Source organism: Acinetobacter sp. YH12046 (assembly GCF_013419905.1).
GTDB lineage: Bacteria > Pseudomonadota > Gammaproteobacteria > Pseudomonadales > Moraxellaceae > Acinetobacter.
The window spans coordinates 114606-129803 of sequence record NZ_VOZF01000002.1 but is presented as its reverse complement, the minus strand read 5'-3'; the positions used below and the strand labels follow the sequence as shown (position 1 = coordinate 129803).

At 43.1% G+C, this 15198-nt stretch carries 15 protein-coding genes; 9 read left to right on the top strand and 6 right to left on the bottom strand.

Translation table 11 applies throughout. The features are described from left to right. Positions 1-38: 38 nt before the first annotated feature. The 3 genes from FTU03_RS02385 to ilvA all read right to left on the bottom strand — a co-directional run bounded on the left by FTU03_RS02385 (position 39) and on the right by ilvA (position 3733). Positions 39-1379 (bottom strand): TrkH family potassium uptake protein, encoded by a 1341-nt coding sequence (locus FTU03_RS02385; RefSeq protein ID WP_159122737.1) that lies wholly within the window; start codon positions 1377-1379, stop codon positions 39-41. Beyond that, on the bottom strand, positions 1376-2032 hold the full coding sequence (locus FTU03_RS02380) for a TrkA family potassium uptake protein (RefSeq protein ID WP_104426160.1): 657 nt from the start codon (positions 2030-2032) through the stop codon (positions 1376-1378). Before FTU03_RS02380 ends, FTU03_RS02385 begins: the two co-directional genes overlap by 4 nt. A 162-nt stretch (positions 2033-2194) precedes the next feature. After that, positions 2195-3733 (bottom strand): threonine ammonia-lyase, biosynthetic, encoded by a 1539-nt coding sequence (gene ilvA, locus FTU03_RS02375; RefSeq protein ID WP_179992338.1) that lies wholly within the window; start codon positions 3731-3733, stop codon positions 2195-2197. Positions 3734-3837: 104 nt separating this feature from the next. Here ilvA and rpiA point away from each other — a divergent pair, with 104 nt between their 5' ends. The 7 genes from rpiA to FTU03_RS02340 all read left to right on the top strand — a co-directional run bounded on the left by rpiA (position 3838) and on the right by FTU03_RS02340 (position 10590). After that, on the top strand, positions 3838-4509 hold the full coding sequence (gene rpiA / locus FTU03_RS02370; RefSeq protein ID WP_159122734.1) for a ribose-5-phosphate isomerase RpiA: 672 nt from the start codon (positions 3838-3840) through the stop codon (positions 4507-4509). A gap of 144 nt (positions 4510-4653) precedes the next feature. Then, on the top strand, positions 4654-5334 hold the full coding sequence (locus FTU03_RS02365; protein WP_179992339.1) for a M48 family metallopeptidase: 681 nt from the start codon (positions 4654-4656) through the stop codon (positions 5332-5334). A 198-nt stretch (positions 5335-5532) separates the two neighbouring features. Next, positions 5533-6588 carry an N-acetyl-gamma-glutamyl-phosphate reductase gene (gene argC, locus FTU03_RS02360; RefSeq protein ID WP_179992352.1) on the top strand — a complete coding sequence of 352 codons (1056 nt, stop codon included), beginning with the start codon at positions 5533-5535 and terminating at the stop codon, positions 6586-6588. Positions 6589-6664: 76 nt separating this feature from the next. Continuing rightward, on the top strand, positions 6665-7411 hold the full coding sequence (locus FTU03_RS02355; RefSeq protein ID WP_179992340.1) for a DUF6776 family protein: 747 nt from the start codon (positions 6665-6667) through the stop codon (positions 7409-7411). 18 nt (positions 7412-7429) lie between these two features. Beyond that, the gene (clpS, locus tag FTU03_RS02350; RefSeq protein WP_034170359.1) at positions 7430-7843 is read left to right on the top strand and encodes an ATP-dependent Clp protease adapter ClpS; all 414 of its coding nucleotides are present in this window, start codon (positions 7430-7432) and stop codon (positions 7841-7843) included. 9 nt (positions 7844-7852) lie between these two features. Then, positions 7853-10129: an ATP-dependent Clp protease ATP-binding subunit ClpA gene (gene clpA, locus FTU03_RS02345; RefSeq protein WP_034702512.1), complete on the top strand. Its 2277-nt coding sequence runs from the start codon at positions 7853-7855 to the stop codon at positions 10127-10129. 107 nt (positions 10130-10236) lie between these two features. Beyond that, complete coding sequence (locus FTU03_RS02340) at positions 10237-10590, top strand: YnfA family protein (protein WP_175967520.1); 354 nt, start codon at positions 10237-10239, stop codon at positions 10588-10590. A gap of 81 nt (positions 10591-10671) precedes the next feature. Here FTU03_RS02340 and FTU03_RS02335 read toward each other — a convergent pair whose 3' ends face one another. From FTU03_RS02335 to FTU03_RS02325, 3 genes are all read right to left on the bottom strand, one after another. Continuing rightward, positions 10672-11145 carry a hypothetical protein gene (locus FTU03_RS02335; RefSeq protein WP_179992341.1) on the bottom strand — a complete coding sequence of 158 codons (474 nt, stop codon included), beginning with the start codon at positions 11143-11145 and terminating at the stop codon, positions 10672-10674. Positions 11146-11248: 103 nt separating this feature from the next. Beyond that, positions 11249-12169: an ornithine carbamoyltransferase gene (gene argF / locus FTU03_RS02330; RefSeq protein WP_004786004.1), complete on the bottom strand. Its 921-nt coding sequence runs from the start codon at positions 12167-12169 to the stop codon at positions 11249-11251. Positions 12170-12283: 114 nt separating this feature from the next. Beyond that, positions 12284-12934: a TetR/AcrR family transcriptional regulator gene (locus FTU03_RS02325; protein WP_179992342.1), complete on the bottom strand. Its 651-nt coding sequence runs from the start codon at positions 12932-12934 to the stop codon at positions 12284-12286. Positions 12935-13163: 229 nt separating this feature from the next. Here FTU03_RS02325 and prpB point away from each other — a divergent pair, with 229 nt between their 5' ends. After that, complete coding sequence (gene prpB, locus FTU03_RS02320; protein ID WP_004785998.1) at positions 13164-14048, top strand: methylisocitrate lyase; 885 nt, start codon at positions 13164-13166, stop codon at positions 14046-14048. A 4-nt stretch (positions 14049-14052) separates the two neighbouring features. Then, on the top strand, positions 14053-15192 hold the full coding sequence (gene prpC / locus FTU03_RS02315) for a 2-methylcitrate synthase (RefSeq protein ID WP_034702497.1): 1140 nt from the start codon (positions 14053-14055) through the stop codon (positions 15190-15192). Positions 15193-15198: the final 6 nt, after the last annotated feature.

Below are 15198 nucleotides of genomic sequence, written 5' to 3'. Positions count from 1 at the left end.
AGGCGTGGTTTTTTTGCTTATACCTATTCATTTAAATCTTAACCAATCTGAATTTCTGAAGGCGGATGTTTAAGACGGCTTTTCTTCGGTGTTGCAATTAAATAGGCAAGGGTCAAAGGTCCTAGACGACCCGCATACATCATCAGCATCAGAATGATTAAACTCGCTGGCTGCAATTCTCCAGTGACACCACGTGTTAATCCAACTGTACAGGCGGCAGAAACCGCCTCAAACAGCAAATCTAAAAAATCATGATCGGGTTCTAGAATGAGTAAACTCATAAAACCGGTCATGACCAGACCTGCAGTAATACACACAACCGCTAAGGCTTTAAAAGTAGTTTTCTCAGAAATAGAATGATTGAACAAGCGGATTTCATCTTCACGGCGTAGAAAACTGATTACGCTGATCACCACAATAATAAAGGTACCAACTTTAATTCCGCCCGCCGTACTTAAGGAACCGCCACCAATAAACATTAAAAAAATGGTGACTAGACTTGAGGCATCGCTCATCTGGTCCATGGGCAGACTATAAAAACCCGAAGAGCGGGGAACAGTGGCATGGAACCAGGCATTGAGTGCCTGATCACCTACACTCATCAGCGCTAAAGTCTGTGGATTAGAGGCTTCTAATAGCCAGAGTACAATAAAAGCACTCAGGTTAAGGCCCATAATCGTCGTTAGAATCAGCTTGCTATTCGGGCTAAGCTTGCGCCAGCTTTTATTCTGTTTTACATCCATCAGAACCAGAAAACCGATCCCGCCAATGATATACAGCATGCTGATCGTAAAGGTCACGAAATACTGGCCGGAAAAGCTCATCAAGCTATTGGGGAAAAGGGAAAATCCGCCATTATTAAACGCAGAAACACTATAAAAAGCCGCATAAAACAGTGCTTCACCAAAAGGATAATCTTCCAGCCACGCCATGGTTAAAATTAGGGTGCCAATGGCTTCGAAAAACAGGGAATATAGGAATACCGCTTTAATGGTAAAACTGACTTTCTTCAAACTGGTCTGGCCAATAGATTCCTGTGCCATCACTTGCTGTCTTAAACCAAGTTTAGGTGACAGACTCATAAAAGCGAGTATGGCAAAGGTCATAAAACCGAGGCCACCACATTGCAGCAGGAACATAATCACGACCTGCCCAAAGGGTGTATAAGCTTCACCAACATTGACCACAGATAGCCCGGTAATTGTCACTGCAGAAGTTGCTGTAAAAATCGCTTCTAACCAGCTGATTTCAGTTTGATGCGCAAAGGGCAGCATCAGTAATAAAGAACCAATAAAAATCAGTCCGAGAAAACCTAAGGCCAGCAGACTCGGTGGACTGAGATTGACAATCCTGTTCTGGTTTAAATTTGAGCTTTTCATATGGCCTTAAAATGCTTGGACAAACGGCGTAGAGGCTCTAGTAATCCTTCGACCACCAGAATGTCACCTTCCTTAAGTAGCAGCTCAAGATCCACGATATGTTGTATTTCAGTGCCGCGTTTATGTAAAAGAACTTTAATTTCGGGAACCTGACTCATTAACTGGTGTAAGGGAGTGTCATGATGATCGGCATGAATCTCGATCTTGACAATATAATGATCATCTTCAAGTGACATATAACGGCTAACCATCGGGTAGCTGAGTGATTGTGCCACACGAACGCCCATATCTTCTTCTGGGTGAATAATTTTTTCGACATTCAGATGAGTCAAAATCATATGGTGGGCTTTGGATTTGGCTTTGGCCCAAATTTTCTTTACACCCATATTTTTTAGATGCAGTACACACAGAATGCTGGCTTCAATATCTTCACCAATCGCGACTACGACTGCTTCACAGCGCTGGATATCCAGTTCATCCAGGACATGCTCATCGGTTGCATCGGCAATCACCGCATGGGTAAGCTGATCGGAAATATTTTCCACATATTTTTTATCGAGATCGATTCCAATCACATCATGTTTCAGGCTGATCAGTTGAGTCGCTACTGTTGCACCGAAGCTGCCCAGCCCAATGACTGCAAATAATGCCATGCATATTTCCCTAAATCTTTTTATTTCAAATTAGTTCATGTCTAAGTGCGTATCTTAAAGATTTTTATAGTTTTCAGCTATCTGGCCTTACATAAATACTTCATACATTTTTTTAGCTGGACATAAAAAAACCGCCTCGAAAGGCGGTTTATATCAAACTGATTATTTCAAGAAACGCTGATAACCCAGGTTGTTGGTGATTTCTTCATATGGATAAGTAATGCTTTCCAATGTCTCAATCAAACCATCTGGATTTTGCTGTGCATCTTCTGCTTCCAGGCCGACCAGTACGCGACCTTCTGCAGCGCCGTGGTTACGGTAATGGAACAGGGTGATGTTATGCGTTGGGCCAAGACGTTCCAGGAACATTAGCAGGGCACCTGGACGTTCCGGGAATTCCACGCGGAACAGGCGTTCATTTTCAATATCGGCATGACCGCCAATCAGGTAACGGATATGTAGTTTTGCGACTTCGTCATCAGACAGATCATCAACATCGTAGTCGAATTTCAGGTTTTCATAGATTTCCTGACGTTCTTTTTCACCATTTTTCAGGCTGATACCGACAAAGACCTGAGCTGCAGAAGCATCACTTGAACGGTAGTTAAACTCTGTGATATTACGGCCTTGTAGTGCACGGCAGAATTTCAGGAATGAACCTTTTTCTTCTGGAATAGTTACGGCAAAGATAGCTTCTTTGCGTTCGCCGAGTTCTGTACGTTCGGCAATATAGCGCAGACGGTCGAAGTTCATGTTCGCACCGCAAACAATCGATACGATGTTTTTGCCTTGAATGCCGTGTTCAGCGACATATTTTTTGATACCGGCCAATGCCATTGCACCTGACGGTTCTACGATGCTACGGCATTCATCATAAGTATCTTTAATTGCTGCACAGACTTCATCGGTATTGACCAGTACCACATCAGGTTCAACAATTGGGCCAGAATTATCTGATTTTTGCAGACGGATCACATCAAATGGTTTTTCACCAATTTGTGCCACCGCAGTACCATCGGCAAATAAACCGACAGATGGAAGAATCACACGTTCATTGGCTTCTAAGGCCGCTTTTAAGCACGCGGATTCATCATATTCCACAGGAATCACTTTGACATGCGGAGCCACATCTCCCAAGTACGCTGCAACACCGGCAATCAGGCCACCACCACCAACAGCAACGAAGACATATTCTACATCGCGCCATTGACGCAGGATTTCATTGGCAATCGTACCTTGACCTGCCATCACCAGTTCGTCGTCATAAGGCGGAATAAAGGTCATGCCATCTTCTTCGGCACGTTGAATGGCATATTTGTTGGCAACGTCAAATGAATCACCATGTAATACTACTTCACCCCCTAAACGTTTTACTGCTTGGACTTTAATGTCGGGCGTGGTCTTTGGCATCACAATAATCGCGCGAATACCCAGCTTTTTCCCTGACAGTGCCACGCCTTGTGCATGGTTGCCTGCTGAAGCTGTGATAACGCCACGTTCGAGTTGTGATTTCGGTAATTGACTAATACGGTTATAGGCACCGCGTAGTTTAAATGAAAAGACCGGTTGTAAATCTTCACGTTTAAAGCGAATGTTATTATTTAAGCGTTCGCTAATTCGTGGCGCTGCTTCGAGTGGGGTTTCGATTGCAACATCGTAGACCGTTGCTTGTAAAATTTGTCGAACCAAACGAGACAGCATGTTAATTTTCCATCTAACAGTTTAAAATAAGACTCTATTGTAACAAACCACACGGCTTTGCGGTTTAAAATTACTGCAAAAGTCCAAATTAGTTGAGTGATGTCATGAGTCTATATGCAACCCAAGATGAGAAAAAACAAGCTGCAGCCAAAGCGGCTTTAAAACACTTACCAAAAGGGGGCATTTTAGGCGTAGGTACAGGTAGTACCGTTAACTTTTTAATTGACCTTTTACCAGAACTGCAATTGGAAGCTGCTGTTGCAAGTTCTGAAGCGACTGCACAGCGTCTGAAGAAATTAGGCATTGAAGTGGTTGATATGAATAGCGTGGGCGGTTTAGATGCCTATGTCGATGGTGCTGATGAAATTGACCGTCATATGCACATGATCAAAGGTGGTGGTGCTGCGCTTACACGTGAAAAAATCGTGGCGTCGATTGCGAAAAAATTCGTATGTATCGTCGATGATTCGAAATGGGTAGAGCAGTTGGGTCGTGATTTCCCATTACCTGTTGAAGTGATTCCAATGGCACGTTCAGCAGTCGCACGTAAGTTGGTGGCATTAGGTGGTGATCCTGCTTACCGTGAAGGTGTAGTGACTGATAATGGAAATGTTATTTTGGATGTGCATAACCTGAATATTCTGAATGCGCTTGAGCTGGAAAAAACGATTAATGACATTCCAGGCGTCGTATGTAACGGTATTTTCGCGATCAATAAAGCGGATATTGCGATTGTTGCGACCAATAATGGTATTGAAGAGCGTACAGCGATTTAAGAAATCCTCCCTGACCCTCCTTTTTCAAAGGAGGGAAAAGTCTTTAATTTGATAAAGCTCCTCGAAACTTCTATAAGTTTGAACTTCCCCCTTTATTAAAGGGGGATCGAGGGGGATTAGTAAAATAACGATTAAATATAAAAAATGATCCTAAACGACCTGCCCGAAATTCAAATCACCCGAAATGTTCGCTCAACACGTCTCAGACTGCGTGTAGAGGGTGATCAAATCCGTTTAACCGCACCTGTATTTTGTAGCAAAAAACAGATTCAAAATTTTATTGACCAAGCGGAAAGCTGGCTACTCAAAACCTGGAAATTGCAGCAGGAAAAAAATCAAAGTATTGATAGATCTTTACCAGCAGAATTGCAGCTTTTTAATCAGACTTCACCCATTCAGATTGTTTATCAAAGTCAGAAGCAGAACTTCCTTTTTGATGCTGAAATATTACAGTTGTCGATTAGTGATCGAAATCCTGAAGGATATTTAAAAGCTTTTATTATTTCTTATGCCAAAGAGCAGCTGTCTGTTTATCTGAACAAAGTAAGTCAAGAAACAAGATTATCATTTAACATTTGTAATGTTCGCCAGCCGAAAACACGATGGGGCAGTTGTTCGGCCAAACATGACATTATGCTAAATAGCGGCATCATTTTATTTTCTGAAAAAATCGTGCGTTATTTATGTGTGCATGAACTGGCCCATACCCGGCATTTTGACCATAGTCCACGATTTTGGGCAGAGGTAGCAAAGCATGATCCAAATTATTTAATTCACCGTAAAATTCTGAAAAATACTGTCATGCCATATTGGTGGGCAGCTTAAGAATATCTTTAAAGGAACGAGGATAGTATTTATTTACTTCCAAATAGCCTAAGCAATAGGTATCATCCTCTCAAATTTTTTAAAAACACTCAAAATAAAAGGGTAAATAAAAAACCATCAATCCCTAGTGAAACAGTTTAGAAAACCTCAAGTTCCTGTCATACTACAGCCCATAAAGGAAACATCTAGTTTGAGGTAATCATCGTGATTTCAGTGGGTATTGTGGGTGGTACAGGTTATACAGGCGTTGAACTTTTACGTCTATTACTGCGACATCCGAATGTAGAGGTTAAAGCACTGACATCACGTACTGAAGCAGGCCGTCGTGTTGACGATATGTTCCCGAGTCTGCGTGGACATACGGATCTTCAGTTTTCTGATCTCAGCCTTGATCTATTAAAATCATGTGATGTGGTATTTTTCGCGACACCACATGGCGTTGCCATGAAACATGCTGAAGAACTTGTTGCTGCCAATACCAAGGTAATTGACCTTGCAGCGGATTTCCGTTTGCAAAATCTGGCACAGTTCGAAAAATGGTATGGCATGGAACATGCTTGCCCAGAAGTGTTAAGAGATTCTGTTTATGGTCTGTCTGAGCTTAACCGTGACCAGATCAAACAGGCGAGTGTAATTGGTAATCCGGGCTGTTATCCAACGACGGTTCAGCTTGGTTTGGCACCAGTTTTAAAGGCGGCAGAAGCTTTGGTAAAACCAGAAAGCATTATTATCGATGCAAAATCTGGGGTATCAGGTGCAGGCCGTAAAGCCAGCCTGGGCATGATCTATTCTGAAAATGCTGATAACTTTAAGGCTTATGGCGTTGCGGGCCACCGTCACCATCCTGAAATCGTAGAAGCATTAGAAAATATTTCAGGTCAAAAAGGCGTGTTTGACCATATCCTGTTTGTGCCGCATCTGGTGCCGATGATTCGTGGGATGTTATCAACGATTTATATCGATTTGACTGAAGCAGGTCAGGCAGCTGACTTGCAGTCACTGTACGAGCAGTTCTATGCCAATGAACAGTTTGTTGATGTAATGCCAGCAGGCAGTTCACCAGAAACCCGTTCGGTGCGTGGTGCTAACCAGTTGCGTATTGCACTATACAAACCACAACCAACCAAGCTGGTGATTCTGGTGGCTCAGGACAATCTAGTCAAAGGTGCAGCTGGTCAGGCAGTACAGAACATGAACCTGATGTTTGGCTTTGCAGAAAATGCAGGCTTGAATAATATTGGTTTATTACCATAAAAAACGTATTAGAACTTCACACACATTTAGATTTGGATTTAAATGTGTGTCTTGAACAAAGTATACAGAGATCAAAATGCCGAATAATGAGTCAAACATGACGATCCAGGAACCCTCTACAAAGAAACCATTGATGAAAGGCAATACACCTTTGGTAATCGGTGCTGCTGTGTTGATTCTGGGTAGTGGCTTGCTGGGCTATACGGTCGGGCATCGGCAAGGTTTGACTGCGGTAGGTTTTGAGGCGGATGCGGAACAACTGGTTGAAGTGGTACAAAAACAGAAAACTAGTCTGGAAACACTGAATAAATCTCTGAATACAGCGGTTCAGGAACGTGATTTGGCCGTTAGCAATGCCAATGATCTTTATCTGGCTGCAAATAAGGCGCGTGATGCCCAGGAGCAGGCTGAAAGCGTTGGTACGATCTACCGCGAGATCTTGCGTCAACGCGGTGGTTTAGCATTGACAGTTCAACATCTGGGGATTAAGGCATTGCCTGATAATGCCTTCGAATACCAGATTGATCTGGTTCAGGTCAGCCCAGGCAAAAATCGTGCTTCTGGTACAGTGGAACTGCGCTTGATTAAGGGTACTGAAATTCTGGTCGTGCCGCTTGAAGATAAAAACTTTAATTTTGACAATTACGAACGTTTGACTGGTCGCTGGACCATGCCTAAAGGTTTTAAACCAGAATTTATTGAAGTGCGCCTCTCAGGGACTAAGCCTGTGATTCGCCGTTTTAGCTGGGATCAGGGGAAAGCTGTTGAAAGCCAGTCAACAGTCCTGTCAGAGATTCCAAAAACTGAAGCAAATGCAAATTAAGTGTGAAATAGAAATCGTATGCCAAGCAATAAACGTCCAAAATGTTTAAGTGAGATCAAAAATTCTTTTTACGAGTCCGGCATGGTTGATTGGCATATTAGCCCGCGTTTAACAGACGAGCCTTTTCACGATGATGACGCTGACCTTGCAGTCCAGACTGCACCTCCTGAACTGAAGCGTCCACCGATGTATGCAGTGGTATTATTGAATGACGATTACACTCCAATGGAGTTTGTAATTGAAATTTTACAACAATACTTTGCAATGAATCTTGACCAAGCTACACAAGTAATGCTAACTGTACATTATGAAGGAAAAGGTGTAGCTGGGGTCTATCCTCGAGACATTGCGGAAACCAAAGCGAACCAAGTCAATAATTACGCTCGATCTCAAGGTCATCCTTTACTTTGCCAGATTGAGCCGAAAGATTAAGGGGGTTGCATGCTCAGTCGTCAATTAGAAGTATCACTACGTTTGGCTGTCAGCATGGCTCGTCAAAAGAGACATGAGTTCCTGACCGTAGAACATTTATTATTAGCTTTACTCGACAATGATTCTGCCGTGAATGCCTTAAAAGCATGTGGTGCAGATATTATCGTTTTGCGTAAAGAATTAGAAGAGTACGTAGAACAACATACCCCTAAACTCGGTGAAAATAGTGATCAGGCACCTCATCCTACAGAAAGTTTTGACCGGATTTTGCAACGTGCAATTTTCCATGTTCAATCCAGTGGCGGTGATCGTACTGTAGAAGGCGCCGATATTCTGGTTGCGATGTATTCTGAGCGTGATTCTTTTGCAGTTTATCTGCTTAAACGTCATCAGATTAACCGTCTGACTTTAACTCAGTACCTTTCTCATGGTACGCGTAAAGACGAAGTACAGTCTGAAGAAGAAATTGAAGAACTGGACGGTGAATCGGCCTCTTCCAATAATTCTGGTCCGCTAGAGTTATATACGACAAACCTGAATCAGGAAGCTCAACGCGGCAAGACAGATCCATTGATTGGCCGTGAAAAAGAAATTGAGCGGGCAGCGCAAATTTTATGCCGCCGTCGTAAAAATAATCCCTTACTTGTTGGTGATCCAGGTGTGGGTAAAACGTCGATTGCTGAAGGTCTGGCTTGGTTAATTGTGAATGGCAAGGCACCTAAGCCACTGGAAAATGCTGAAATCTATAGCCTAGACATCGGCGCACTGGTGGCGGGAACTAAATACCGTGGTGATTTCGAAAAGCGTTTAAAACAACTATTAAATGCCTTGAAGAAAAAACCAGATGCAGTACTGTTCATTGATGAAATTCATATGATCATCGGTGCAGGTTCAAGCATGGGCAGCACCATGGATGCATCGAATCTAATCAAGCCTGCATTGGCAAATGGTTCATTGCGTTGCATCGGTTCAACCACATTCCAGGAATACCGTCAGGTCTTTGAAAAAGATCATGCCTTGTCACGTCGGTTCCAAAAAATAGATGTGAATGAGCCTTCGATTACAGAAACAATTGATATCTTGCGTGGCCTGAAATCTAAATTTGAAGATTTCCACCATGTGCAGTATGACGATCAGGCACTGGTTTCTGCGGTTGAACTGTCAGCGAAATTTATTAATGACCGTTTCTTGCCAGATAAAGCGATTGACGTGATTGATGAGGCCGGTGCACAACGCCGTTTGAAAGCTGAGCAAGATGACAGCCTGATTACAGTTGAAAACATCGAAGACATTGTGTCCAAGATTGCCCGTATTCCACCGAAAACGGTTTCTAAAGATGACAAGTCTGTACTGGAGAACCTTGAGCGTGATCTGAAACGTGTGGTCTTCGGCCAAGATGAAGCAATTGAAGCTTTAGCTTCTGCGATCAAACTGTCTCGTGCAGGTTTGAAATCGCCTGATAAGCCAGTCGGTAGTTTTGTCTTCGCAGGTCCAACGGGTGTAGGTAAAACTGAAGTCACCAAGCAATTGGCGAAAATTTTGGGTGTAGAGCTGGTACGTTTTGACATGTCCGAATACATGGAACGTCATGCAGTCTCTCGTCTGATCGGTGCGCCTCCAGGTTATGTTGGTTTTGACCAAGGTGGTTTGCTGACCGATGCGATTCACAAAAATCCGCATTGTGTATTACTTCTAGATGAGATTGAAAAAGCGCATCCAGATGTATTCAACTTGCTATTACAAATCATGGATCATGGTTCCTTAACGGATAATAATGGTCGTAAGTCCGATTTCCGTAATGTGGTACTGGTTCTAACGACTAATATTGGTGCGGAAAGTATTTCCCGCGTCAGCATTGGTTTCATGGAACAGGACAACAGTAATGATAATCAGGAAGCGATGAAGAAAGCCTTCTCGCCAGAATTCCGTAACCGTCTGGACGGTGTAATTCAGTTTAAGGCATTGCCGAATACCATTATTGAAAATGTCGTGGATAAATTCCTGACTGAACTTCAGGCACAACTGGATGAGAAGAAAGTGGTGCTGGAGGTGGATCAAAGCGCACGCGAATGGATGGCTGAAAATGGCTATGACCGTTTGATGGGTGCTCGACCAATGCAGCGTCTGATTCAGGAACATCTGAAAAAACCACTGGCTGAAATGATCCTGTTTGGTGAACTGGCTGAAAATGGTGGTAACGTTTCAGTTTCTGTGAAGAAAGAAAATGGTAAATCTGTCGGTCTGAAACTTGAAGTCTTCGAAGATCAGACTGCTGAACCAGCTTAATCATTGAATAGATCATCATCAGACCCGTGTTCGCACGGGTTTTGTTGTTTTATTTGCCCTTAATTTATGTACTCTTGGTTTAAAGAGTTTCTGATTTAGCGGAATATATGGATATCCAAATTAGCAAACTTTTAACTACGTTTTTTCTATTTTTATTAACAGCATTGATGGAAATTTTGGGCTGTTATTTTCCTTACCTGATTTTAAATCAGGCGAAGAGCCAGTGGTTATGGGTTCCGACGGCATTAGCTTTAGCTGCTTTTGTCTGGCTTTTGACTTTGCATCCAGCCGCTTCTGGGCGTATTTATGCCGCCTATGGGGGAATTTATATTTTCTCAGCATTGATGTGGCTGAGATTCGTTGATCAGATCAGCCTTTCACGTTGGGATCTGCTTGGGGGAATCGTGGTCATTCTAGGTGCATTAATTATTATTTTACAGCCGCAAGGTTTGATCCGTTGACCGTCTGTTTATATTTACCAAAATAGAATTTATCAAAATATAAAAGGCAGCTAAAGCTGCCTTTATTGATTCTAGACAAGATTATTTTACATTACAGTCTTTCTGGGAGAGGTCAACATTATAAGTGTGTGTTTGGGAGCTGAGACTAAGTTCGATTTTATAAGGATTGACGATCTGATAGCGATGTTCAAAAAAGATCTGGCAGTTATTTAGAAGATTATTACGAATCACTTTAAGAACTTCTTTACGGCCTAAGTCTTTCTCAAACTGGCTAAAGTCGGGTGTCGTGATCATGCCTTTAAGCGTGGTTTTATTGGCTGTAAGTTGTAACTGCTCTATGATTGTATTCTGATCGATCTGTAGCGGTAAAGTCTTGGAATCTTCCGCACTTAGCACGGTAAGCAGCTCGTTCAGCTCAGCTTTTTTCTCAATTTTAAACTTGCTGTCCAGAATGCCTTTTCCTTGGAGATACTGGTCGAATTCAGAAGCATACACCGGTAAAGCAGCACTACTAAAACCTGCCAGGAGTGCCAAAGTCCAATATTTTTTTTGCATTGTATCGCATCACTTTTTATGTCATTTCAATTCTGATTATAAGAGCTGAAACAAAAAAAGCACCAGAGATTGGTGCTTAATTTGTGAAGATTTTTTGAAGGAATCAGTCTTTTTTCAGGTTTTCATTCAACAGGAATTCAACCAGTGCTTTTTGTGCATGAAGGCGGTTTTCTGCTTCATCCCAAACCACAGCATTTTTGTGATCCAGCATGTTTTCAGAAATTTCTTCACCACGATGCGCAGGTAAGCAATGCATGAACAGGCAGTCTGGGTGTGCAAGATCCATTAGGCGTTCATTCACCTGATAATCTGCAAAAGCTTTTTCACGGATTTTCTGTTCTTCTTCCTGGCCCATACTTGCCCAAACGTCAGTGACGATCAGGTCGGCATTGACTGCTGCATCTTCAGCAGTATCGACCAGTTCTACACAGTGTGCGAATTCAGACAGGAACTGTTCTTGAGGCTCATAGCCTTTCGGTGCAGCCACTTTTAGCTTGAAGCCCCACATGTGCGCTGCTTCGATATAAGAGTTACACATATTATTGCCATCGCCGATCCAGGCAACAGTTTTACCTTCGATCGAACCGCGATGTTCCAGATAAGTCTGCATGTCAGCAAGTAACTGGCAAGGGTGATGATCATCAGTCAAAGCGTTGATCACTGGAACTTTTGAATAAGAAGCAAAACGTTCTACGATATCGTGACCGAAAGTGCGGATCATCACAATATCCAGCATGCTGGAAATCACACGTGCAGAATCTTCAATTGGCTCACCGCGACCCAGTTGGGTATCGCGTGAAGACAGGAAAATGGCGCTACCACCAAATTGGCTCATGCCAGCTTCAAACGAAACACGCGTACGGGTACTCGATTTTTCAAAAATCATGCCCATCACTTTACCAACAAAGGGTTGGAACACTTCATTGTTATGCTGTTTGCGCTTAAGCTCAATTGCGCGTTGCAAAATCTGGTTAAGTTCTAAAGTTGATAAATCGCGTAAGGTGAGAAAGTGACGGAGAGCCATTCGTTACTCCACAATAATTGCCGAAAAACTCGATCAACAATCAGTTGTTGGTTAGTTTAAGAAAAAATACGGAATCGGCTAATATACTATAAGCAATGAAAAATGCAAAAAAAACTAGACTTTTTGATGACCGTCTAAAAATCGATCCACACAATAACTGATGTATTTGTCGATTTCCTGATCATCTTCCTGTACCGGAATTCCCATCAGAATCCGCCATTCCAGATTACGCAAGATGCCAAAATATAACTGGGCCGAATATTGCGGATTCTCGCAATGCAATAAACCTTGCGCATCTGCTTGTTCTAAAGCCGTGGCAATCGCACTTTGTACATGTACTGGGCCTCGTTCATGAATATGCTGCGCGAGTTCCGGATTACGCTGACTCTGTTCCAGCACCAGACGCATAAAGGCTGAATTTTCCGGTTGCATGATCTGATGATAAAAATTAAGCAGCGTATGTACCAGATAACTACGAAAATCCAGAGCCATCAGCTCGATCGGAATACTGATATCTTCAAAAAACTTGATACGACGATAATCGCAAATGGCCTTAAACAAGCCTTCTTTGTTGCCAAAGTACTTGTAAATAGAAGCCTTGGAACCGCCTGCATGCTGGACAATATCATCAAGAGAAACTGCATCATAACCATGTTCCAGAAACAGTTCGGTCGCAGAGATCAGCAGCGCAACGCAGCGCTCATGACCACGTTTGGTTTGTGGCAGATCTTTGGCGAGTGGTTCCAGATGAACAAGGTTTTGCATAGAGGATGGTATATCAACAGGTTATATAAACTTGGTAGTTCATCATAACAAATATATCCGCAGATTTCACAATCGGACCGGATGAAGGCGGAATTTATTCAGTGAATCAAGTAAAACTTAAAAGTTTGACTAAAGTTTTAGAGTTTTTATTCTATTGGCTTATAGCATCATGGTTTCAAATCGGTATACTCAAATCTCAATAATTATAGCCAAGACTGTGGAAGGGAAGATGACAGAACAAATGTCTGCAGGTTTAAAGTTTAGACAAGCGCTTGAAGTCGAAAAACCATTACAAATTATGGGCACAGTGAATGCCTATGCTGCCATGATGGCCAAACAGGTCGGCTATAAAGCCATTTATCTCTCTGGTGCCGGTGTTGCCAACTATTCTTATGGTCTACCTGATCTAGGCATGACCAGCCTAGATAATGTTCTGGAAGATGTGCGTCGCATTACTGAACGTGTGGATACACCCTTGCTGGTTGATATCGATACAGGCTGGGGCGGTGCATTTAATATCGCACGTAGCATCAAGCAGATGATTGCTGCTGGCGCTGCAGCTGTGCATATCGAAGACCAAGTTGCACAAAAGCGTTGTGGTCATCGTCCGAATAAGGAAATTGTGACCCAACAGGAAATGGTTGACCGGATTAAGGCAGCTGTCGATGCCAAAACCGATTCAAACTTTGTGGTGATGGCACGTACCGATGCATTACAGAAAGAAGGTCTGCAGGCAGTGATTGACCGTGCTTGTGCCTGTGTCGAAGCAGGTGCAGATGCCATTTTTGCTGAGGCAATGACGGATATTACGATGTATCGCACCGTATGTGATGCAGTTGGTGTCCCAGTATTGGCCAATATTACCGAATTTGGTGATACCCCATATTACACCACTGAAGAACTGGCTGAGCAGGGTATTCGCATGGTACTTTACCCGCTATCAGCCACCCGTGCGATGCAAAAAGCGGCACTGGAAGTGATGCGCTCAGTGCGTGAAAATGGTACACAGGTGCATGTTCTGGATAAAATGCAACCGCGTAAAGAATTATACGAATTTTTAGATTATCACAGCTTCGAAAACACATTAGATAAACTGTTCAAGCAGGAGAATTAAAACAATGGCTGAAGGAAAAGTACTCACTGGCGCAGGATTGCGCGGACAAGTCGCAGGCAAAACTGCACTTTCAACAGTAGGCAAAAGTGGTGCAGGCCTGACCTATCGCGGCTATGACGTACAGGATCTGGCAGAAAACTGTCAGTTTGAAGAAGTCGCTTACCTGATTTTCTTTGGTGAATTACCAACTTCAGAACAGTTGGCAGCCTATAAAGCAAAACTGAAATCTTTGCGTGTACTGCCACAAGCATTGAAAGAAGTACTTGAGCGCATTCCAGCGGACTCACATCCAATGGATGTGATGCGTACTGGCGTATCGATGCTGGGCAACCTTGAAACTGAACAGTCTTTTGATCAGCAACAGGATGTTGCAGACCGTATTCTGGCGACGCTACCAGCAATTATCTGCTATTGGTATCGCTATAGCCATGACGGCGTACGCATTGATGAAAATACCGATGATGATTCAATCGGTGCTCAGTTCCTTCATTTGCTACATGGCAAGAAGCCAAATCAGCTGCATGAACAGGTGATGAATGTATCCCTGATTCTGTATGCAGAGCATGAATTTAATGCTTCAACCTTCACAGCGCGTGTTTGTGCATCAACTTTGTCTGACCTGCATTCATGTATTACCGGCGCAATTGGTTCACTACGGGGTCCATTACACGGCGGTGCCAACGAAGCGGCAATGGACATGATTGAAAACTGGAAATCTCCAGAAGAAGCCGAGCGCAAAATGCTGGGCATGCTGGAGCGTAAAGAAAAAATCATGGGCTTTGGTCATGCGATCTATAAAGACAATGATCCGCGTAATGGCATTATCAAGCAGTGGTCTGAAAAACTGGCAAAAGATGTGGGTGATACTGTGCTCTATCCAGTATCAGTACGTTGTGAAGAAGTGATGTGGCGCGAGAAAAAACTGTTCTGTAACGCAGACTTTTTCCATGCTTCTGCTTATCACTTTATGGGTATTCCAACCAAACTGTTTACGCCAATCTTTGTGATGTCACGCGTCACAGGTTGGGCGGCGCATGTGATGGAACAACGTGCAGATAACCGGATTATCCGTCCGAGCGCGGATTATACCGGTCCAGAATTGCGTAAAGTGGTTCCAATTGCTGAACGCACTTCTGCTGCGTAAGCCAGA

Bases quoted from the DNA above. Each gene is read 5' to 3' on its own strand.
- FTU03_RS02355 (WP_179992340.1), top strand. From the start codon at position 6,665: ATGCCGAATAATGAGTCAAACATGACGATCCAGGAACCCTCTACAAAG.
- FTU03_RS02385 (WP_159122737.1), bottom strand. From the start codon at position 1,379: ATGAAAAGCTCAAATTTAAACCAGAACAGGATTGTCAATCTCAGTCCA.
- clpS (WP_034170359.1), top strand. From the start codon at position 7,430: ATGCCAAGCAATAAACGTCCAAAATGTTTAAGTGAGATCAAAAATTCT.
- rpiA (WP_159122734.1), top strand. From the start codon at position 3,838: ATGAGTCTATATGCAACCCAAGATGAGAAAAAACAAGCTGCAGCCAAA.
- ilvA (WP_179992338.1), bottom strand. From the start codon at position 3,733: ATGCTGTCTCGTTTGGTTCGACAAATTTTACAAGCAACGGTCTACGAT.
- FTU03_RS02335 (WP_179992341.1), bottom strand. From the start codon at position 11,145: ATGCAAAAAAAATATTGGACTTTGGCACTCCTGGCAGGTTTTAGTAGT.
- FTU03_RS02340 (WP_175967520.1), top strand. From the start codon at position 10,237: ATGGATATCCAAATTAGCAAACTTTTAACTACGTTTTTTCTATTTTTA.
- argF (WP_004786004.1), bottom strand. From the start codon at position 12,169: ATGGCTCTCCGTCACTTTCTCACCTTACGCGATTTATCAACTTTAGAA.
- prpB (WP_004785998.1), top strand. From the start codon at position 13,164: ATGACAGAACAAATGTCTGCAGGTTTAAAGTTTAGACAAGCGCTTGAA.
- FTU03_RS02365 (WP_179992339.1), top strand. From the start codon at position 4,654: ATGATCCTAAACGACCTGCCCGAAATTCAAATCACCCGAAATGTTCGC.
- prpC (WP_034702497.1), top strand. From the start codon at position 14,053: ATGGCTGAAGGAAAAGTACTCACTGGCGCAGGATTGCGCGGACAAGTC.
- FTU03_RS02325 (WP_179992342.1), bottom strand. From the start codon at position 12,934: ATGCAAAACCTTGTTCATCTGGAACCACTCGCCAAAGATCTGCCACAA.
- FTU03_RS02380 (WP_104426160.1), bottom strand. From the start codon at position 2,032: ATGGCATTATTTGCAGTCATTGGGCTGGGCAGCTTCGGTGCAACAGTA.
- clpA (WP_034702512.1), top strand. From the start codon at position 7,853: ATGCTCAGTCGTCAATTAGAAGTATCACTACGTTTGGCTGTCAGCATG.